The organism is Cohnella sp. GCM10020058 (genome assembly GCF_042683485.1).
Classification (GTDB): domain Bacteria; phylum Bacillota; class Bacilli; order Paenibacillales; family Paenibacillaceae; genus Cohnella.
The window spans coordinates 1-16,631 of sequence record NZ_JBHUJV010000006.1; the positions used below are offsets into that span (position 1 = coordinate 1).

At 59.0% G+C, this 16,631-nt stretch carries 12 protein-coding genes and 3 tRNA genes; 13 read left to right on the top strand and 2 right to left on the bottom strand.

The genetic code is table 11. The features are described from left to right. Nucleotides 1-319: 319 nt before the first annotated feature. Nucleotides 320-484, bottom strand: a complete 165-nt coding sequence (locus ACFSR7_RS08610; RefSeq protein ID WP_378160578.1) for a hypothetical protein — start codon at nt 482-484, stop codon at nt 320-322. Between the two features lie 113 nt (nt 485-597). Here ACFSR7_RS08610 and ACFSR7_RS08615 point away from each other — a divergent pair, with 113 nt between their 5' ends. The 6 genes from ACFSR7_RS08615 to ACFSR7_RS08640 all read left to right on the top strand — a co-directional run bounded on the left by ACFSR7_RS08615 (nt 598) and on the right by ACFSR7_RS08640 (nt 5,408). After that, on the top strand, nt 598-2,316 hold the full coding sequence (locus tag ACFSR7_RS08615; protein WP_378161151.1) for an ABC transporter ATP-binding protein: 1,719 nt from the start codon (nt 598-600) through the stop codon (nt 2,314-2,316). Next, entirely contained in the window at nt 2,313-4,148 is a 1,836-nt protein-coding gene (locus tag ACFSR7_RS08620) for an ABC transporter ATP-binding protein (RefSeq protein ID WP_378160580.1), read from the top strand. Before ACFSR7_RS08615 ends, ACFSR7_RS08620 begins: the two co-directional genes overlap by 4 nt. A 24-nt stretch (nt 4,149-4,172) precedes the next feature. Further along, the gene (locus ACFSR7_RS08625; protein WP_378160582.1) at nt 4,173-4,928 is read left to right on the top strand and encodes a class I SAM-dependent methyltransferase; all 756 of its coding nucleotides are present in this window, start codon (nt 4,173-4,175) and stop codon (nt 4,926-4,928) included. A gap of 229 nt (nt 4,929-5,157) precedes the next feature. Beyond that, nucleotides 5,158-5,232 (top strand) — tRNA-Gly (locus ACFSR7_RS08630). A 6-nt stretch (nt 5,233-5,238) separates the two neighbouring features. Then, nucleotides 5,239-5,315, top strand: a tRNA-Arg gene (locus ACFSR7_RS08635). Nucleotides 5,316-5,331: 16 nt separating this feature from the next. Continuing rightward, nucleotides 5,332-5,408 (top strand) — tRNA-Pro (locus ACFSR7_RS08640). A 168-nt stretch (nt 5,409-5,576) separates the two neighbouring features. Here the strand turns inward: ACFSR7_RS08640 and ACFSR7_RS08645 are convergent. After that, nucleotides 5,577-6,959: an extracellular solute-binding protein gene (locus tag ACFSR7_RS08645; RefSeq protein WP_282906506.1), complete on the bottom strand. Its 1,383-nt coding sequence runs from the start codon at nt 6,957-6,959 to the stop codon at nt 5,577-5,579. A 269-nt stretch (nt 6,960-7,228) separates the two neighbouring features. Here ACFSR7_RS08645 and ACFSR7_RS08650 point away from each other — a divergent pair, with 269 nt between their 5' ends. The 7 genes from ACFSR7_RS08650 (at nt 7,229) to ACFSR7_RS08680 (ending at nt 16,602) form a co-directional block, all read left to right on the top strand. Beyond that, nucleotides 7,229-8,605 (top strand): ABC transporter substrate-binding protein, encoded by a 1,377-nt coding sequence (locus ACFSR7_RS08650; RefSeq protein ID WP_282906507.1) that lies wholly within the window; start codon nt 7,229-7,231, stop codon nt 8,603-8,605. Between the two features lie 97 nt (nt 8,606-8,702). Further along, a complete protein-coding gene (locus ACFSR7_RS08655; RefSeq protein ID WP_378160584.1) occupies nt 8,703-9,572 on the top strand; it encodes a carbohydrate ABC transporter permease in 870 nt (289 codons plus the stop codon). A 41-nt stretch (nt 9,573-9,613) separates the two neighbouring features. Beyond that, nucleotides 9,614-10,441 (top strand): carbohydrate ABC transporter permease, encoded by an 828-nt coding sequence (locus tag ACFSR7_RS08660; RefSeq protein ID WP_378160586.1) that lies wholly within the window; start codon nt 9,614-9,616, stop codon nt 10,439-10,441. Between the two features lie 30 nt (nt 10,442-10,471). Beyond that, nucleotides 10,472-11,317 carry a hypothetical protein gene (locus tag ACFSR7_RS08665; RefSeq protein ID WP_378160588.1) on the top strand — a complete coding sequence of 282 codons (846 nt, stop codon included), beginning with the start codon at nt 10,472-10,474 and terminating at the stop codon, nt 11,315-11,317. Next, nucleotides 11,310-12,053, top strand: coding sequence for an amidohydrolase family protein (locus ACFSR7_RS08670; protein WP_378160590.1), 744 nt, complete (start codon nt 11,310-11,312; stop codon nt 12,051-12,053). Before ACFSR7_RS08665 ends, ACFSR7_RS08670 begins: the two co-directional genes overlap by 8 nt. After that, nucleotides 12,050-12,874 carry an amidohydrolase family protein gene (locus ACFSR7_RS08675; RefSeq protein WP_378160592.1) on the top strand — a complete coding sequence of 275 codons (825 nt, stop codon included), beginning with the start codon at nt 12,050-12,052 and terminating at the stop codon, nt 12,872-12,874. The genes ACFSR7_RS08670 and ACFSR7_RS08675 overlap by 4 nt, the downstream gene beginning before the upstream one ends. A 44-nt stretch (nt 12,875-12,918) precedes the next feature. Beyond that, nucleotides 12,919-16,602 (top strand): RCC1 domain-containing protein, encoded by a 3,684-nt coding sequence (locus ACFSR7_RS08680; RefSeq protein ID WP_378160597.1) that lies wholly within the window; start codon nt 12,919-12,921, stop codon nt 16,600-16,602. Nucleotides 16,603-16,631: the final 29 nt, after the last annotated feature.

The following is a 16,631-nucleotide window of genomic DNA, read 5'->3' on the forward strand; positions in this document are numbered from 1 at the left end:
TAAACAAGCGCATCCGCGAAGCAAAACCAGCCGCTTAACCTCAAAAAAAAGGACTTCCCCAACATTGGCCTCATGCTTGGCTCCATGACCAAATTAATTATGAAATTGACTTTATATACATGTATTTTCTACCGCCCCGCTACACTTGATGAAATACATGCAAATGTGCAGGCATTTTCGAAGCGCAAGCCTTAAAACCGGCCGATGGAGAAAAATACCTGCATTTTCGCATCTTTTGCGTCCAAAAGGGTCGACGTCGGCAAAAATAGATGTATATTCGCAGGTTTTAAGGCGAAGGAACGTCGAGGGCCATGATCGGTCAACCCCATCGGAACAGCTGTCGGAAGAGCCAGCGCCAGGCGTTCTGCGCGAATCGCGTCGCCAGGCGTTCTGCGCGAATGGCGTTATCCGCCAGACTTAATAGGACCGTCAGGACGATCTTCGATCTTCCCAGACGGTTCTTCTTGCTTCTTGGCTTGTCCATCTGCCCTGGTCGCCGCATGGCGTGTATAATAGACGGCATGCGGTTCAAGGAGGGTGAGTCAGGCATTGAGCAATAAAATATCCGGCGACAAGCCGGGCGGAAAATACCGGGCCATGCTGCGCGGCTATTTGCTGCCCGAATGGCGGGCGCTAATCGGGCTCGGCGCGCTGCTGCTGTCGTCGATCGCCTTGCAGCTCGTCAATCCGCAAATTATCCGATACTTTATCGATACGGCGCAAGGGCAGGGCAGTCTGACGCCGCTCTATTACGCAGGCGCGCTGTTCATCGGGTTCTCCTTGCTGCAGCAAGGGGTGTCCGTCGCGGCGTCCTACTTCAGCGAGAATCTCGGCTGGAAGACGACCAACAAGCTGCGCGTCGATCTGGCGGCGCATTGCCTGTCGCTCGACATGTCGTTTCACAAGAAGCACACGTCGGGCTCGCTGATCGAACGCGTGGACGGAGACGTCAACGCGCTCGCGCAATTTTTCTCCAGCTTCATGATTAACCTGGCAGGCAACGGCCTGCTCACGCTAGGGATCCTCATCCTGCTGTTCCGGGAAAACTTCTGGATCGGCATCGTGATGGCCGTCTTCGTCGGCGGCAGCATCTGGGCGATCCAGCGCATCCGGGCGTTCGCGGTCCCCGTCTGGACGCGGTGGCGGCAGGCCAACGCCGAATATTACGGCTTCATCGGCGAGCAGCTCGAGGGCACCGAGGATACGCGCGCCAACGGCGCCGTAGGATTTGCAATGAGCCGCTTCTACGAGATGACCCGCAGGATGCTGCCGATGCGCGTACGGGCGTTTTTGGGCTACTTTCTTATGTGGAGCACGACGATTCTCGTATTTGCGCTCGGCAACGCAGCGGCCTTCGTCGTCTGCGCGATTCTTTGGAAGCGGGGCGAGCTGACGATCGGATCGGCGTATCTCGTATTCTACTATACGGAGCTGCTGGCGAAGCCGATCGAGAAGATCCGGACCCAGCTCGAGGATCTGCAAAAAGCCGACGCCAGCCTGGTTCGGATCGGCGAGCTGCTCGCGACGCAATCTGCGGTTCAGGACGGACCCGGCGCATCGCTGCCGGGCGGACCGGCTTCGGTCGAGCTGCGGGGCGTGACGTTCGCTTACGAAGAAGACGGCGAGCCTACTCTCCATGATGTAAATCTGAAGCTCGAGCGCGGCCGCACGCTGGGCTTGCTGGGGCGCACGGGCAGCGGCAAGACGACGATTGCGCGCCTGCTGCTCCGGTTCTACGATCCGCAGCAGGGCGCCGTGGCGCTATCCGGCACGGATCTGCGAGATTTCAAGCTCGGCGAGGTTCGCGGCTACGTGGCGATGGTGACGCAAAATATCGAAATACTAGCGGGCACGGTCAGGGATAACCTGACGCTTTTCGACGAGCGCATTCCCGATAGCCGCATTATGGACGTACTGTCCGAGCTGGGATTGGACGGATGGTTCGCGGGCATGCCGGACGGATTGGATACGTATCTCTCGTCGGGGGGCGCGGGCTTGTCTGCCGGCGAAGGGCAACTGCTAGCGTTTGCACGCGTGTTCCTGACCGATCCGCGGCTCGTCATCCTGGATGAGGCTTCGTCGCGGCTGGACCCGCTGACGGAGAGCCGGATCGAAGCGGCGGTAGACCGGCTGCTGCAAGATCGGACCTGCATCATCATCGCGCACCGGCTGGCGACGATCCAGCGGGCCGACGATATCGCGATTCTGGAGCAAGGGCGGGTCGTCGAGCACGGCAGGCGCGCGTCGCTGGCCGGCAATCCGGATTCCCGCTTCAGCCGGATGCTGGCCGTCGGCATGGAGGAGGTGCTCGTATGAAGACAAGCGAATTTTTCTGGCGAATGCTCGGGTATCGGCCCGGCTTGTACCTGCTGAACCTGCTGGCATGGACGCTCATCCACATGGCGCCGCTGCTGCCGGGTCTGCTGACCAAAGCCTTTTTCGATCATCTGGAAGGCACGCATCCGTTTCCCTTCGGCGCCGGCGCGATCGCCGCGCTTCTCGTGGCCGCCGCGCTGGCGCGGATTGCGCTTATTTATTGCGGATTCCTGACGGACGTCGCGTTCCGCTACCGCATCTCCAGCCTGCTGAGGCGCAATCTGCTGGCTCATGTCCTGCGGGCGCCCGGCGCGCGCGCGATTCCCGGATCGCCCGGCGAAGCGATCAGCAACTTCAGGGACGACGTCGAGCAGGCCGAAGAGGCGACGAGCTGGTCGGTCGATACGCTCGGTCTCGTCGGATTCGTGGTCGCGGCCAGCTGGATACTGCTCTCGATCGACGCGCAGCTGACCGTACTCGTCTTCGTGCCTCTCATTCTCGTCGTCACGGCGGCTCAGATCGCCACGACCCGCATCCGCAAGTATCGTGCAGCGAGCCGGGAATCGACGGCCCAGGTGACGGGCGCGATCAGCGAGATGTTCGGCAGCGTGCTGGCTATCCAGGTAGCCGGCGCGGAGAAGCGGGTCGTCGACCGGTTCGCGAAGCTGGGCGAGAGCAGGCGGCAGTCGATGATCAAGGACAAGCTGCTGACCGAGACGCTGTCGTCGGTGTTCAACAACTCCGTGAACCTCGGCACCGGCATCATTTTGCTGCTGGCGGGTATCAAGATGAGGGGCGGCGAATTTACGATCGGCGACTTTTCGCTGTTCGTCTATTATTTGACTTTCGTCACGCAGCTCATCTCTAACGTCGGCAACTTCATGACCTATTACAAGCAGATGGACGTCAGCTTCGGACGGCTCAAGGAGATGCTGCGCGGCGCGTCGCCGGCGCTGCTCGTGCAGAAGGCGTATATCGGTCTTGGCAAAAAGGAAGGGCGAAGAGGCGCGCACGACGAGAAGGGGCGGAAGAAGGACGCGGCGCAGCATGAGGATGATGAGGCGCTCGTGCCGATCGTTCAGGCGGCGCCGCTGCGCGAACTCGCCGCGTCCAGCTTGACCTACCGGTATCCGGAGACGGGAAGGGGGATCGAGGATATCGATCTGACGCTGCCCCGCGGTTCCTTCACGGTAGTTACCGGGATGGTCGGCTCGGGCAAGACGACGCTGCTGCGCGCGCTGCTCGGGCTGCTGCCGGCGGAGCGCGGCACGATCCGGTGGAACGGCGAGCCGGTCGCGCAGCCCGCCGACTTCTTCGTGCCGCCGCAGAGCGCCTATACCGCGCAGATCCCCAGGCTGTATAGCGCCACCTTGCGGGACAACATCCTGCTGGGCGCGCCGTCGACGCCGGAAGAGCTTGCGGGCGCGCTGCATGCCGCCGTGCTCGAGGAGGATATTGCAGGACTGCGGGATGGGCTAGAGACGATGGTGGGACCGCGGGGCGTGAAGCTGTCCGGCGGACAGGCGCAGCGCACGGCTGCGGCGCGCATGCTGGCGAGGGACGCACAGCTGTACGTCTTCGACGACTTGTCCTCCGCGCTTGATGTAGACACCGAGCGGCGGCTGTGGGAGCGCCTGTTCAAGGCGAAGGGCAGCGCGACCTGCCTCGTCGTTTCCCACCGCAAGGCGGCCTTGGCGCGAGCAGACCGAATCGTGCTGCTGAGCGACGGCCGGATCGAGGCGCAGGGCACGGCGAAGGAGCTGCTGGCTTCGAGCGAGAGCTTCCGCAAGCTCTGGCAAGGGGAGAGCGCGGAGGAAATCGGGGGAAAGTAAAATCAGCGAGGAGGCAGAAGAGGTATGGAGAACAAAGAGCGTTTTACCGATCGTGTGGAAACTTATGTGAAGTACAGGCCGAGTTATCCGGAGGCTGCCATCGATTACTTGTACGGGGAGGCCGGCCTCCGGCGCGATTCGCAAGTTGTGGACATCGGCGCGGGCACCGGAATATTCTCGCGGTTGCTGTTGGAGCGAGGGACGGCGGTCACGGCCGTCGAGCCGAACCGGGCGATGCGCGAGGAAGCGGAGCGGGCGCTCGGCGGCTACGCGGGCTTCAAGGCGGTGAACGGCGCGGCGGAGCAGACGGGGCTGCCGGACGCTTCGGCGGACTTTATCGTTTCCGCCCAGGCGTTCCACTGGTTCGATCAGGCTGCGGCGAAGCGGGAGTTCCATCGGCTGCTGCGGCCGGCAGGGAAGGCGGCGCTGATCTGGAACACGCGGCTTACGAGCGGCTCGCCGTTCCTGGAAGCGTACGAGGCGCTATTGCTGCGTCTGGGCACCGACTACGCGACGGTGAACCACCGCAATATTACGCCGGATCAGCTGGCCGCATTCTTCGTACCGGGCACCAAGCGCGAGGCGCGGTTTCCCAACCGCCAGCTGTTCGACTTCGACGGCCTGAGCGGACGGCTGCGTTCTTCTTCGTATACCCCCGTACCCGGTCACCCGAACTATGAGCCGATGATGCGCGACCTGCGCGACATCTTCGATCGTTATCAGCAGGACGGATACGTTTCTTTTGATTATGAGACGGAGATTTACTCGGGCTCCGTATAGCGCGCTGCGGGATAAAACGACTGCGGGACGCGTCGGGGGCATATCCCGGCTCGTCCGGCGGTTCGTCCGGGCAAAGGCGCTTTCGTCTCCTCGTTGTCGAAAAGCATTTTCGCATTTTTAAATTTTCGCTTGCATTATTCCGGAGGACTTGCTAATATTAGAAATTGCTTTTGGAAAAAAGCTAACGAAGACGGCGCAGCTTACTTTGCCCCCCGACTGATCGCCATGCGCGGAAATAGCTCAGTGGTAGAGCATCTCGTTGCCAACGAGAAGGTCGCGGGTTCGAATCCCGTTTTCCGCTCCATCTTATGCGCCCTTAGCTCAGCTGGATAGAGCGTCAGACTACGAATCTGAAGGCCGGGAGTTCGAATCTCTCAGGGCGCGCCACTTTTTTTCATACTGTCGGGACGTAGCTCAGCTTGGTAGAGCACCTGGTTTGGGACCAGGGGGTCGCATGTTCGAATCGTGTCGTCCCGACCACTTGATTGCCCGGATGTCTTTCAATATAAAAACGCCTGAAAGCTTACTTCGGTAAGCTTTTTTAATTTCATTTCATGCCCGACGCCATGCGCGCGAGTGAAGAAACAACGCTGCGGAGCCAAAGAGCCTCGGCAACGTTGTTTTTTATATCGGCCCCTCCTCTAGTTGTCAGGAATTAGAATGTTCCAGACACAGATTTGCGAACTTCTCCACAATAACGTCAGGTGAATCGAGTCCGAGCCAGAACATGCTCATATTTTCCTCCAACGTATTCCATACCCGATCCTCAAACAACTCGTTGATAAAATAATTGTTGTCCATTCTGTCAGGCGACAAGTTCAACAGCCGCAAGTAGGCTTCCGGTTTAGCGTTGCGGTTAATCGGCTCTTTGACCGAAAGAAACAACGTGTTTTCGGTTAATGCACGCTGCGTTTCGTCAGCCAGCGCGGTACGGACGAATGCGCCGGCCAGCTGCGCGTTCTCGCTGGAGGCCGGAATCATGAAGGCATTCGCCAGCAACAATGTGGAAGCATCGTTGTCGAACGGCAATGGAATGACGCGCGGCATGAAGTCGATATCGACATTTTGCCAATTGGCCATTTCCAGCATGGTCGTAAGGACCATGGCGGATTTGCCGTGGATGAAAGGGGTGCGCGGCCAGACCATCTCCGGGAAGGTGGTGGCGATCCGTTTGCGGAAGAACAAATCCCGGATAACGGACAAAGACTGCAGCAGCACCTCTGTTTGCCGGTCGATATTGCCGGGCGCGAACCCGTTCATCAAGGCGAAAGCCAGCCAACGGTTGATCACAGGATGCATGGAAAACCCGTATTGCGTCGTAATCCCGTCCTGAACGACGGTCAGCTTGGCGGCCGCGGAGACAAAGTCGTCGAAGTTCCACTGCTTTTCCGGGATCGGAATGCCGTGACGCTTGAACAGCTCTGGATTGCAAGCGAAAAAGGCGGACGAAAAAGTGAACGGGGCGGCCATGATCCGGTCCCCGGCAGCGAAATGTTTCATGATTTTCGGATAGACGGTGTCGATCTGTCCGGTAAGAAAAGGCGACAAATCGACGAAATCCGCAAGGTTGCTCATCTTCGAGAACTGCATGTCCGGCACCAGGATGAGATCCGCGATCAGCCCCATCTCGCTGCCGGAACGGAACGATTCCCAGAACTTGTCGACCGGCAAGCCGTGCACTTTCACTTCGACATCCGGATATTGACGTTCGAACGCTTCGACGAAGACGGGCAAGCCGTGATCGAGAAAAAAGGCCGGCGAAGGGGTCAGAATTCGCAAGGTTCGCCGTTTGTCTCCGGCAATGACGAGATCCTCCGGCACCAAGGTGCCCAGGCCGGCACGTTTCTCGATCAGCCCATCGGCGAGAAGCAGCGAAAGGGCGTGGCGTACGGACTTGCGGCTGATGCCGTAGCGGCTGCTTAATTCATTCTCGGGAAGCAGAAATTCGCCGGGCTTGATGATGCCGGTGCCGATCTGCTCTTTCAGCGTCTTGTATAGTTTGGTGTACAGAAATTCGCTTTCTCTTTTCATAGGGCCCCTCTTCTCGTCGAATTAAAGACGCGTTATCGTGCGGGCGCCGAAAAAACGCATTGACAGGCTGTCTTTTGCTCTCTAGTATAAAGGGTACAGGTTCGATACATGTTACCTGTTTAGCGCTCCTGTATTATAACACTTTTCGAGGGTCAATGAAAGGAAAAAACCGGAAAACAAAGGAGATGAGGCTGTTTTATTACTTTTTGAGCAAACCTTAGGTATTTATTGATCCAAATTCCAACTTTTATCGGGGAGGGCCTAAAAAAATGCGCAAGTTTTCATTGATTTGGACTGCCGCTCTAACCATTGCCCTGACGTTGAGCGCCTGCGGCAACGGAAGCAAGGGCGCAAACGGATCGTCATCTCCCGACAATGCCGCGACAAGCGCCGCTAGCGGTAATCAAAGCGCCGCCAAAGTGCCGATCAAACTCTGGGTTTATCCGATGATGAACGGCATTAACGGCGACGGAACCGGCAACCCGGACGACTGGGCCAAGGAATATGCCCGTCAATTCCAAGCGCAGTATCCGAACGCCGACATTTCGGTGGAGCTGCTCGATTGGGCGGGCGGTACGGAAAAAATCGACGTTGCCGTGGCTGCAGGGTCGCCGCCGGATCTCGTCTACACGATCAACAATTTCGGCGGCGTGACGAAGTACGGCAAACTTGGCGTGCTGGAGCCGATCGACGACTATTTGGAGCAAAGCGACTGGGACGATTATTCGGACGCCGTTAAAGGCGCCCTTCAATATAAAAACAAAACATACATGTGGCCTTGGCTGAAGATGGTGTCGGCCGTGGCAGTCAACATGGACCTGTTCAAAGAACGCAACGCGACGGCGCTGCTGCCGCTGGATCGCGAGCTGCGGGACTGGACGTTCGACGAGTTTCTCAAGGCCGCCCAGGCCACGACTTTCAGCCGCAACGGCGGAAGCAATCCTGACGTTTACGGAACGGTCGTGTGGGGGAAGGACGCGCCATTCTACATGTATTTGAACGGATTGACCAATGGCGGCAACATCGTGAATTCGACGTTCGAAAAGGCGACCATTACGGACAAGCCGTTTGAAGAGGGGCTTCAGTTCACGATCGACCTCGCGAACAAGCACAAGGTGGCGCCTCCGGGAGGCGCGGGAATCAGCGCCATGAACGCCAAGGAGATGTTCTTGAACCAGCAGATCGCCATGATGCCCGACGCTCCGTTCCTGCTTGAGGAAGCGAAAAGCGCGCCCAAACCGTTCGAAATTGCGTTTGTGGCTCCGCCTCACGGAGCGAACCAGCCGACCGCGGCCTGGAACAACGTCGGAGGCTTCATCGTTTTTAAGCAGCAAAACGAAGAGAAGAAAAAATTGGTCATGGAATTCGCCCGGTTCATTACGAACAGCGAAAACTCCAAAATCGTCAAGCAGATCGGCACGTTCCCTGCCCGCAATTCTTCGGGCAACCTGTACAGCGACGACCCGGTCATGACGTATTTCGACAAGCTTTCCAATTACGGCAATTCGGTATTTTCGCGCTCGTTCGGTCTGGTCGATGTCGGCGATTGGGAGAAGGAAATCCAGGCCATGCTGATCGGCGGCAAGAAGGTCGGCGATTCGCTGGCGACGCTGGACGGCATTTTGCAGAAAAAAATGCAAGAGTAGACGAATTAAAAGAATAAGCGGAGAAGTTCTCCCGGTTGCCGAATGGAAGAAACCGGGAGAACGGACGCTTAAGACGACCGGTTTGGGGTGAAATGCGATGTACCGACTGCGGAAAGCGCTTCCGGGTTACCTGTTTCTATTGCCGTCTTGCGTGTTGTTCGCCGTGTTTATGTTTACGCCCATTTTCCGGGGACTTCAGCTCAGCTTCCAGCAATGGACGGTCTCCGGCTATGAATGGGTCGGCTTTAGCAATTACAAAACGGTGTTCAGCGACGCATTTTTCTGGAAATCGCTAGGGATTACCGGTATTTTTACGGTCATTACCGTAGCGGCCGGTTTGGTGCTGTCGCTGGCAGCAGCCTTTGCGATCGACCCGTTCAAGGAAAAGACGCAAAATGTGTTCAAGGCGGCATTCTATTTGCCGAGCGTGGCACCGATTGTCATCGTATCGATCATCTGGCTGTGGCTGTATCATCCGTCCTTCGGCTTGCTGAATTATTTGCTGGATTTGGCCGGATTAAAGCCGGTGTTGTGGCTGGGCGATCCGCAAGTGGCGCTGTTCTCGATTATCCTGATGACGGTAGCGGTGTCGCAAGGGCCGAACATTCTGATTTTGGTCACGTCTCTCGGCGGCATTCCGAAAGATTATCAGGAAGCGGCCCGGATGGACGGCGCCAATCTGTGGCAAGAAATCGTTCACATCAAGCTGCCCATGCTGAAGCCGACGATGACTTATCTGGTCGTCGTCAACACCGTCGGGTCGTTTCAAGTATTCGCACCGGTCTATATGCTGACTTCCGGAGGGCCCAATCGGGCCACGACGACGATCGGCTTTCTGATTTACGAGAACGCGTTTAAAAAATTCGACTTTGGCATCGCTTCGGCCCAAGCCATCGTGCTGCTCGCCATCGTGATGATTGTCGCCATTTTTCAATTCCGCACGATGGCAGGCGATTTGGAGTATTAGGGACCGATTCGAAAACGCGGACGAGAAGGGGAGGGGATGGGATGGCCATCCGGCGAATCGACGGATTGCGATTGATCGGTTTCATCGTGTTAAGCTTGGCCGCGGTTGCGCTGCTGTTTCCGTTCTATTGGATGGCGCTGCAGTCTTTCAAGCCTCCGACGTCGGCGATTCAAACGCCGCCCGATCTGTCGTGGGGCGGGCTTACGATCGCCAACTTCAAGAAGCTGACGGCGGACAACTTCATCTGGATCTGGACCTCCAACAGCCTGATTGTGGCCGCCGGCGGTATGTTTGGCAATGTCATCCTGTGCTCGATGGCCGGCTATTCGTTTGCCAAGAAGGACTTTCCCGGCAAGCGGATTTTGTTCTGGGCGATTGTCAGCATTATGATGACCTCCACGCAAGTCATCATGGTGCCGCTGTTTATGCAGATGCGCGATATGCATCTGCTCAATACGTACTGGGCGCTGCTGCTTCCGATTTTGGTTTCCCCGTTCGCGGTGTTTCTGACCAAGCAGTTCATGCATACGATTCCCGGCGAACTGATCGCCGCGGCGAAGATTGACGGCTGCTCGGAGTGGCGCATTTTTTGGAACATCATCGTTCCGATTTCCATGCCGGTATTGGCCATGGTAGGGATCTTTGGGTTCATCACGCAGTGGAATGACTTTCTCTGGCCGTTGCTGGCGACGGAATCCCGGAATATGCGGACGCTGCAGGTCGGATTGGCGTCTATGCAACTGCAGAACGTCGATTACGGTCTCGTTCTGGCGGGCGCAACCTGGACGATGGCTCCGATCGCCGCGCTGTTCATCGCCTTTCAGCGGTTTTTCGTCAAGGGAATTACGATTGGAGCCGTCAAAGGTTAAGCTTCGAGAACGGCCCGGAGGTGCGGAATTGTGACGATTACGAAAGTAAAAACAGGTTACTACAAGCAATTCGACGCGGATTTTGAACGCCCGGTTCCCGGCGAAGGCTACGGGGGCTGGTGCAAGGAAGAGCTGGAGCTGGATCTCTCCCGTACGGCAGTCGTCGTTCTGCATGCCTGGGACTTCGGCACGCGCGAACAATTTCCCGGCTGGCATCGGGCGGTCGAATACATTCCGCGGGCCGAGGCGATCTGCCGCAAGGAACTGCCTTTGCTGCTCGACGCTTGTCGACGGAACGGCATGACCGTGTTCCATGTGGTTGAGCCGATCGGGGATTATTACAAAACGTATCCGGGCTACCGGCACGCGGTCCGCTTGGCCGGCGAGACGTCTCCCGAGCGGGAGCAGATTTCGGGGAACGAGACCTATAACCGTCTGCAAACGTTCCGCCGGGCGAACGCTTTTCCCGGCAGCCATAATTTTTCCGACATCGACGCCGGCTTTGCCAGATTGGATATTCCGGAGCCGGTCCGGCCGGTCGGCGAGGAGGGGGTGGCGGCGACATCGGAGCAGTTGTTCGCGCTGTGCCGCGAACACGGCATTCATCACCTGGTCTACACGGGGTTTGCGCTCAACGCCTGCATCTTGCTCAATCCGGGCGGGATGGCGGATATGCGGCGGCACGGATTAATCTGCTCCGTCATTCCGGAAGCGACGACCGCCGTCGAGAACAAGGAGACGGCCGGTCGGGAGGAGGCCAAAGCTTTGACTTTATGGCAAGTCGCTCTCTTCTTCGGGTTCGTATTCGGACTGGACGACTGGCTGGCTGCGCTCTCGGGTCAAGACCGGGGCGCGGCGGGTCAAATCGATGATTGACGCGCACATTCACCTGCACGGCTCCGACATTCATCCCGACATGCTGGAGGAAGGGGATCGGCTCGGGATCAAGCTGTTCGTCGGCAGCTCTTTGCTGAATCTGAATCCTTTTCCGACCGAAGACGAGGTGGTTAAAGCCAACGACGACATGGTTGCGGCGATGCAGAAGCACCCCGGCCGCTTGGCAGGCTACTGTTACGCAAACCCTCGCCACGGGGCGGCCGCTCTTCGCGATTACCGCAAGCGGGTGGAAGAGCAGGGCATGATCGGACTCAAGCTGTGGATTTCTGTCCTGTGCAACGATCCGCTTGTTTATCCCTTGATCGAGCAATCGATCGAATACCGGGCGCCGGTGCTGATCCATGCCTGGCGCAAATCGTCGGGACAATTGCCGTACGAATCTACGGCCGCGCATGTGGCCGAGCTGGCCCGCCGCTATCCGGAGGCACGCCTCATTATGGCGCATTTGGGCGGGCAGGCCGAATCGGCTGTCAACGCGGTCGCGCCTTACGGTAACGTGTACACGGATACTTCCGGAACGCCGATCGGAGCCGGCGAAGTCGCGCTGGCGGTGGAGCGGCTCGGGGCGGAGCGCGTCCTGTTCGGCTCGGATTTGCCTTACGCTTGTCTGGCGAGCAACCTCGGTAAAGTGCTCGGTGCGCACTTGCCGGAGCGGGAGTTCCAATTGGTGATGGAAGGGAATATGGCCAGACTGCTGGAGGAGGTGCGAAAATGAACGGTTTCCTGGATCGGTTCAGTCGTGCGGGCGCGGTCGATTTGCTGGCGTTCTTGGGGCAATGGCCCGATCGCCCCGCGCTGTCCGCCGACACGGCGCAATTGTCGGCCATGGCGGACCGGCACGGGCTGCGCGCGGTATGCGTCAGTCATCTGGCATCGGTGACCGGTCACGATACGCGGAGCGGAAATGAGCTGTTGTTCCATGCGATACGAGGCGACGAACGGCTGTGGCCGTTCCCGGTGCTCAATCCGACCGAGCCCGCTTGGGAGAAAGAACTCGAATGGGCCGTGGCGGTCGGGGCGCGGGGCATTCGCCTCGTCCCGGGATATCACGGCTACGGCTTGCGGGACGCCGGAGTCGGGGAATTGGCAGCGGCGGTGCGAGAGCGGAAGCTTCCGCTGCAGGTCGTCGCGCGTATGCAGGATGAGCGGCTGCAGCATCGGCTGCTGGACGTACCCGCCGTCGAGCCGCACGAACTGGCGGAGCTGATGCTGGCGCTCGACGGGCATCCCCTGCTGATCAGCGGACTGCGGGACGGCGAGCGGGAAACGGCGATGCGGCTGGCCGGCCGCGGGGGAATTCTTCCTCATGTGCTGTTCGATCTATGGTTCTGCAACGGACCGTTGGCTGTGATCGCCTCTCTGTGCCGGGCCGGACTGGCCGGCGTGTACGGCTACAGTTCCTGCACACCTTTGCAAACGGCTGAGGCGACCGCGCTTCAACTGGCCGCCGGTGCGATCGGCGACGACGAGTTGCACGACTTGTGCGCCGGCAACGCTCTGCGATTGCTCGGCCCTGCGGCTATTCGGTCGAATTAACCTGGAAGATCGGAAAAACAAATGATGAAACGGGGCGACGGATGATGACATTCAAAAGATATGTTTCGCTGGCGACGCTGTTTTTTGTTTTTTCTTGTGCGCTGAGCCCGATGCTGTCTAGAGCGGCCGCATTGGACTTTGCGACGAAGGCGGCATTCGACGCGCTCGACAACGGCTATAACGGCGGCAACGGCTTAATCGAACCGAACGATATCGGAGCGACGAGCCTGGCCTGGGTGGAAGGTCCGACGCTGGCGTCCTACGTTTCCATGTACAAGCAATATACGGATACGGCGTACCTGGACAAGTTCATCGCGCAGGCCGATCAAGTGCTGAATCTGCGGGACAGCGTGCGGGGGAAAACGGACTACCGCGGGCTGTCTGAGCCGACCTGGGCGGCGGCGACCCGGTTTACGGCGGGGACGGCCACGCTGCGGGATGCGAACGGCGTTCCGACGCTGGAAGTACGGAGCGCCCTGCTGTTCGATTCGTCCGAGAACGAGCTGAAAATTTCCCCGGGCACGACGCCGAACACGTTTAAGCTGGAGGCGTATACGCGGGCCGAATCGATCGCCGCGGGCGGACTTCATACGGTCGCGGTCAACTCGACCGGCCGCGTGTGGAACGCCGGCAACAATTATTACGGCCAACTGGCGTTCGGGACTGCTAACCAGAGCATTCCTTTTCCCGCGGATGGCGTAATCGACTACTACAACGTACTGAGCGTGGCAACCGCGGTTTCCGCCGGTGAATTCCACACGCTGGCGCTGGCCTCTAACGGAACCGTATTGGGCTGGGGCTATAACGCCTACGGTCAATTGGGCGACGGCTCCGGCACGAATCGGTCTGCGGCCGTAAAGGCTACGGGGTTGAGCGGCGTCGTGCAGATCGCGGCGGGATACTACCACAGTCTCGCCCTGAAGGCCGATGGAACGGTATGGAGCTGGGGGTATAACAACAGCGGTCAATTGGGCGACGGATCCACATCCAACCGTTCGGTTCCTGTTCAGGTGTCGGGGCTGAGCAACGTCGTCGCGCTGGCTGCGGGCGGATACCACAGCCTGGCGCTGAAGGACGACGGCACCGTCTGGGCTTGGGGCTCGAACCAGTTCGGCCAATTGGGCGACGGCACGACCGTCAATCGACTCTCGCCCGTTCAGGTCAGCGGACTCTCCGGGGTAACGGATATTGCCGGGGGGCTCGGACACAGTCTGGCGGCGAAAAGCGACGGTTCGGCCTGGAGCTGGGGGTTGAACGCGAATGGACAACTGGGCGACGGTACGACGGCATCGTCCGCTTCGCCCGTTCAGGCCGCTTCGCTCGGCGGCGTCGTGAAAGTTGCGGCGGGCGGCTATCATAGCCTTGCGCTTAAATCGGACAGCACGGTTCGCTCGTGGGGGGCCAACGATGCCGGCCAGCTCGGAGACGGCACCACGACCCAACGGCTTACCAACGTTCAGGTGACGGGCTTGTCCGCCACCGCGATCGCCGCGGGCAAACAGCACAATATCGCTATTACAACGGATCACCGGACGGCGTCCTGGGGACAGAATAATTATGGACAGCTCGGCAACGGGAGCACCGCCAATGCAGGAACCCCTGTCGTCTTCCGCAATATGGAGCGGGCGGACACCTACGACAACTTGACGATGGATCCTTCCAGTCCGAATTACGCGCCGAAAAAAGTCAGGGCGGAAGCCCACTGCGCCTTCGACGGAATAACCAATGGCATCACGGTCAAGGATCTGACTTCCTCGTCTCCGCTTCCGGCCCGGAACCCGGTCGCCGGATCGGCGGTATTCGTGCCGCTGCGAATGAGCTTTCCCGTGCATACCGGCTTGCTAACCTACCCGATGGCTTCCTTCGCGCGGGTGGTCTACGAGACGCCGGCCTTGAACGCAAACCCGGTCTACAAGAGCGCGGCAGACCGTTACTTCCAAGCGGCGTTGGCCGCGGCCGCGAGCCACGATTACCAGTGGGTGGAGAACGCAAGCAACGAAGGCTGGTACGTCTATCCGAAAGGCGCGCCGATGTTCGTGGACGGTTCGGAAAATCAGTTCAATCATTATTTGAGCCTGGGCAAAACCTATGTAGAGCTGGCTCAAATTCCAGGCGCGCATCAGGCAGCTGCATTGAATAAAGCGACGAGAATGGCCAACCGGATGAAAAACGATATGACATGGGACGATGTCAAGAACGCATACGTTTGGTCGTATTATCCGTCCCAAAGCGCCACTTACGCGGGCTGGGACGAACGTACGGCCGCGACCGTGAACCACGAGTACAGCGCTTGCTGGACGGCCGACCATGACGTCAACAAAATCCCGTACGCCGCTATCGAGGTCGACTTTGCGGTGGCCGCTTACGATGCCGGCATCGTCTTCGACGAGCGGGATATGCAGCGATTTGCCAACACATTTACGCGAAACGTGCTGACCTACAACGGAAGCGGTTCCCCGAAGCTGTTCTTCGCCGTCGACGGCTCGGCCGGCATCGCTCCGGAGCTGCAGGAAGTGTTCGCCACGCAGTGGATCAAGACGGCGATATGGGACGACCGGATTTACCATATGTCGCGCAAGCTTTTTGCCTCGCAGTCGTTCGATCCGTCGTTGTCGCCGTACTACACGCGCGCGGTCCATTTCAACGAGTTCGCGAAGCTGGCGGAGAAGAACGGAAAAGTATATACGTGGGGCAACAACATCTACGGCCAGCTCGGCGACGGAACGACGGCTGCCCGTTCGACGCCGTCCGCGCTGAGTTTGCAAGGCGCAATGCAGATTTCATCCGGAGAATATCACAGTCTGGCACTGAAATCGGACGGCACGGTTGTGGCGTGGGGGTACAACGCCTACGGCCAAATCGGAGACGGCTCCACGGCCAACCGCTCCGCGCCTACCGCTGTCGGTTCCTTGGCCGGCGCGATTTCCGTCAAGACCGGACACTATCACAGCTTGGCGCTGAAGGCAGACGGCACCGTCTGGGCTTGGGGCTTCAATAACAACGGACAGCTCGGAGACGGTACGTTAACGAATCGCAGTTCTCCCGTGCAAGTTGCAGGCCTGAGCAACGTGGTGGCGATCGCCGCGGGAGCCTACCACAGTCTGGCGCTGAAGGCCGACGGCACGGTGTGGGCCTGGGGTTCGAATACCGTCGGTCAATTGGGAGACAACAGCACCGTAAATCGTGCGACACCCGTGCTAGTGTCGGGGTTGACCGGCGTAGAAGCGCTCGACGGAGGCATCGGACACAGCGTGGCTTTGAAAAAGGACGGCACGGTATGGAGCTGGGGGTACAACAGCGACGGACAGTTGGGAATCGGTACGACGGTCAATCGCAGCGCTCCCGTGCAAATAGCCGGACTGGCTAAAATCACGGCAGTCGTTGCCGGAGGCTATCACAGCGTCGCCTTAAAGTCCGACGGTTCCGTGTTCGCTTGGGGAGCCAACGGAGAAGGCCAGCTAGGAATCGGGACGACCGCCGGCCGTACCTCGCCCGTTCAGGTGCCGGGACTTGCCGACGTCAAATCGATCGGCGCGGGACTGCAGCATAGCTTGGCCGCCAAATACGGAGACGGAACGGTATGGGCATGGGGCGACAATGGCTACGGCCAGTTGGGAGACGGAACGACGACGGATCGGTTGTCTCCGGTGCAGGCGGCCGGGATCGGTTCAATCATGCGGGTCGAAGGCGGGGCTTACTCTACGACGGCTTTGCTGTTCGCAAGATGACGTTCAGGCGCTAAAGAGATGATGGAACG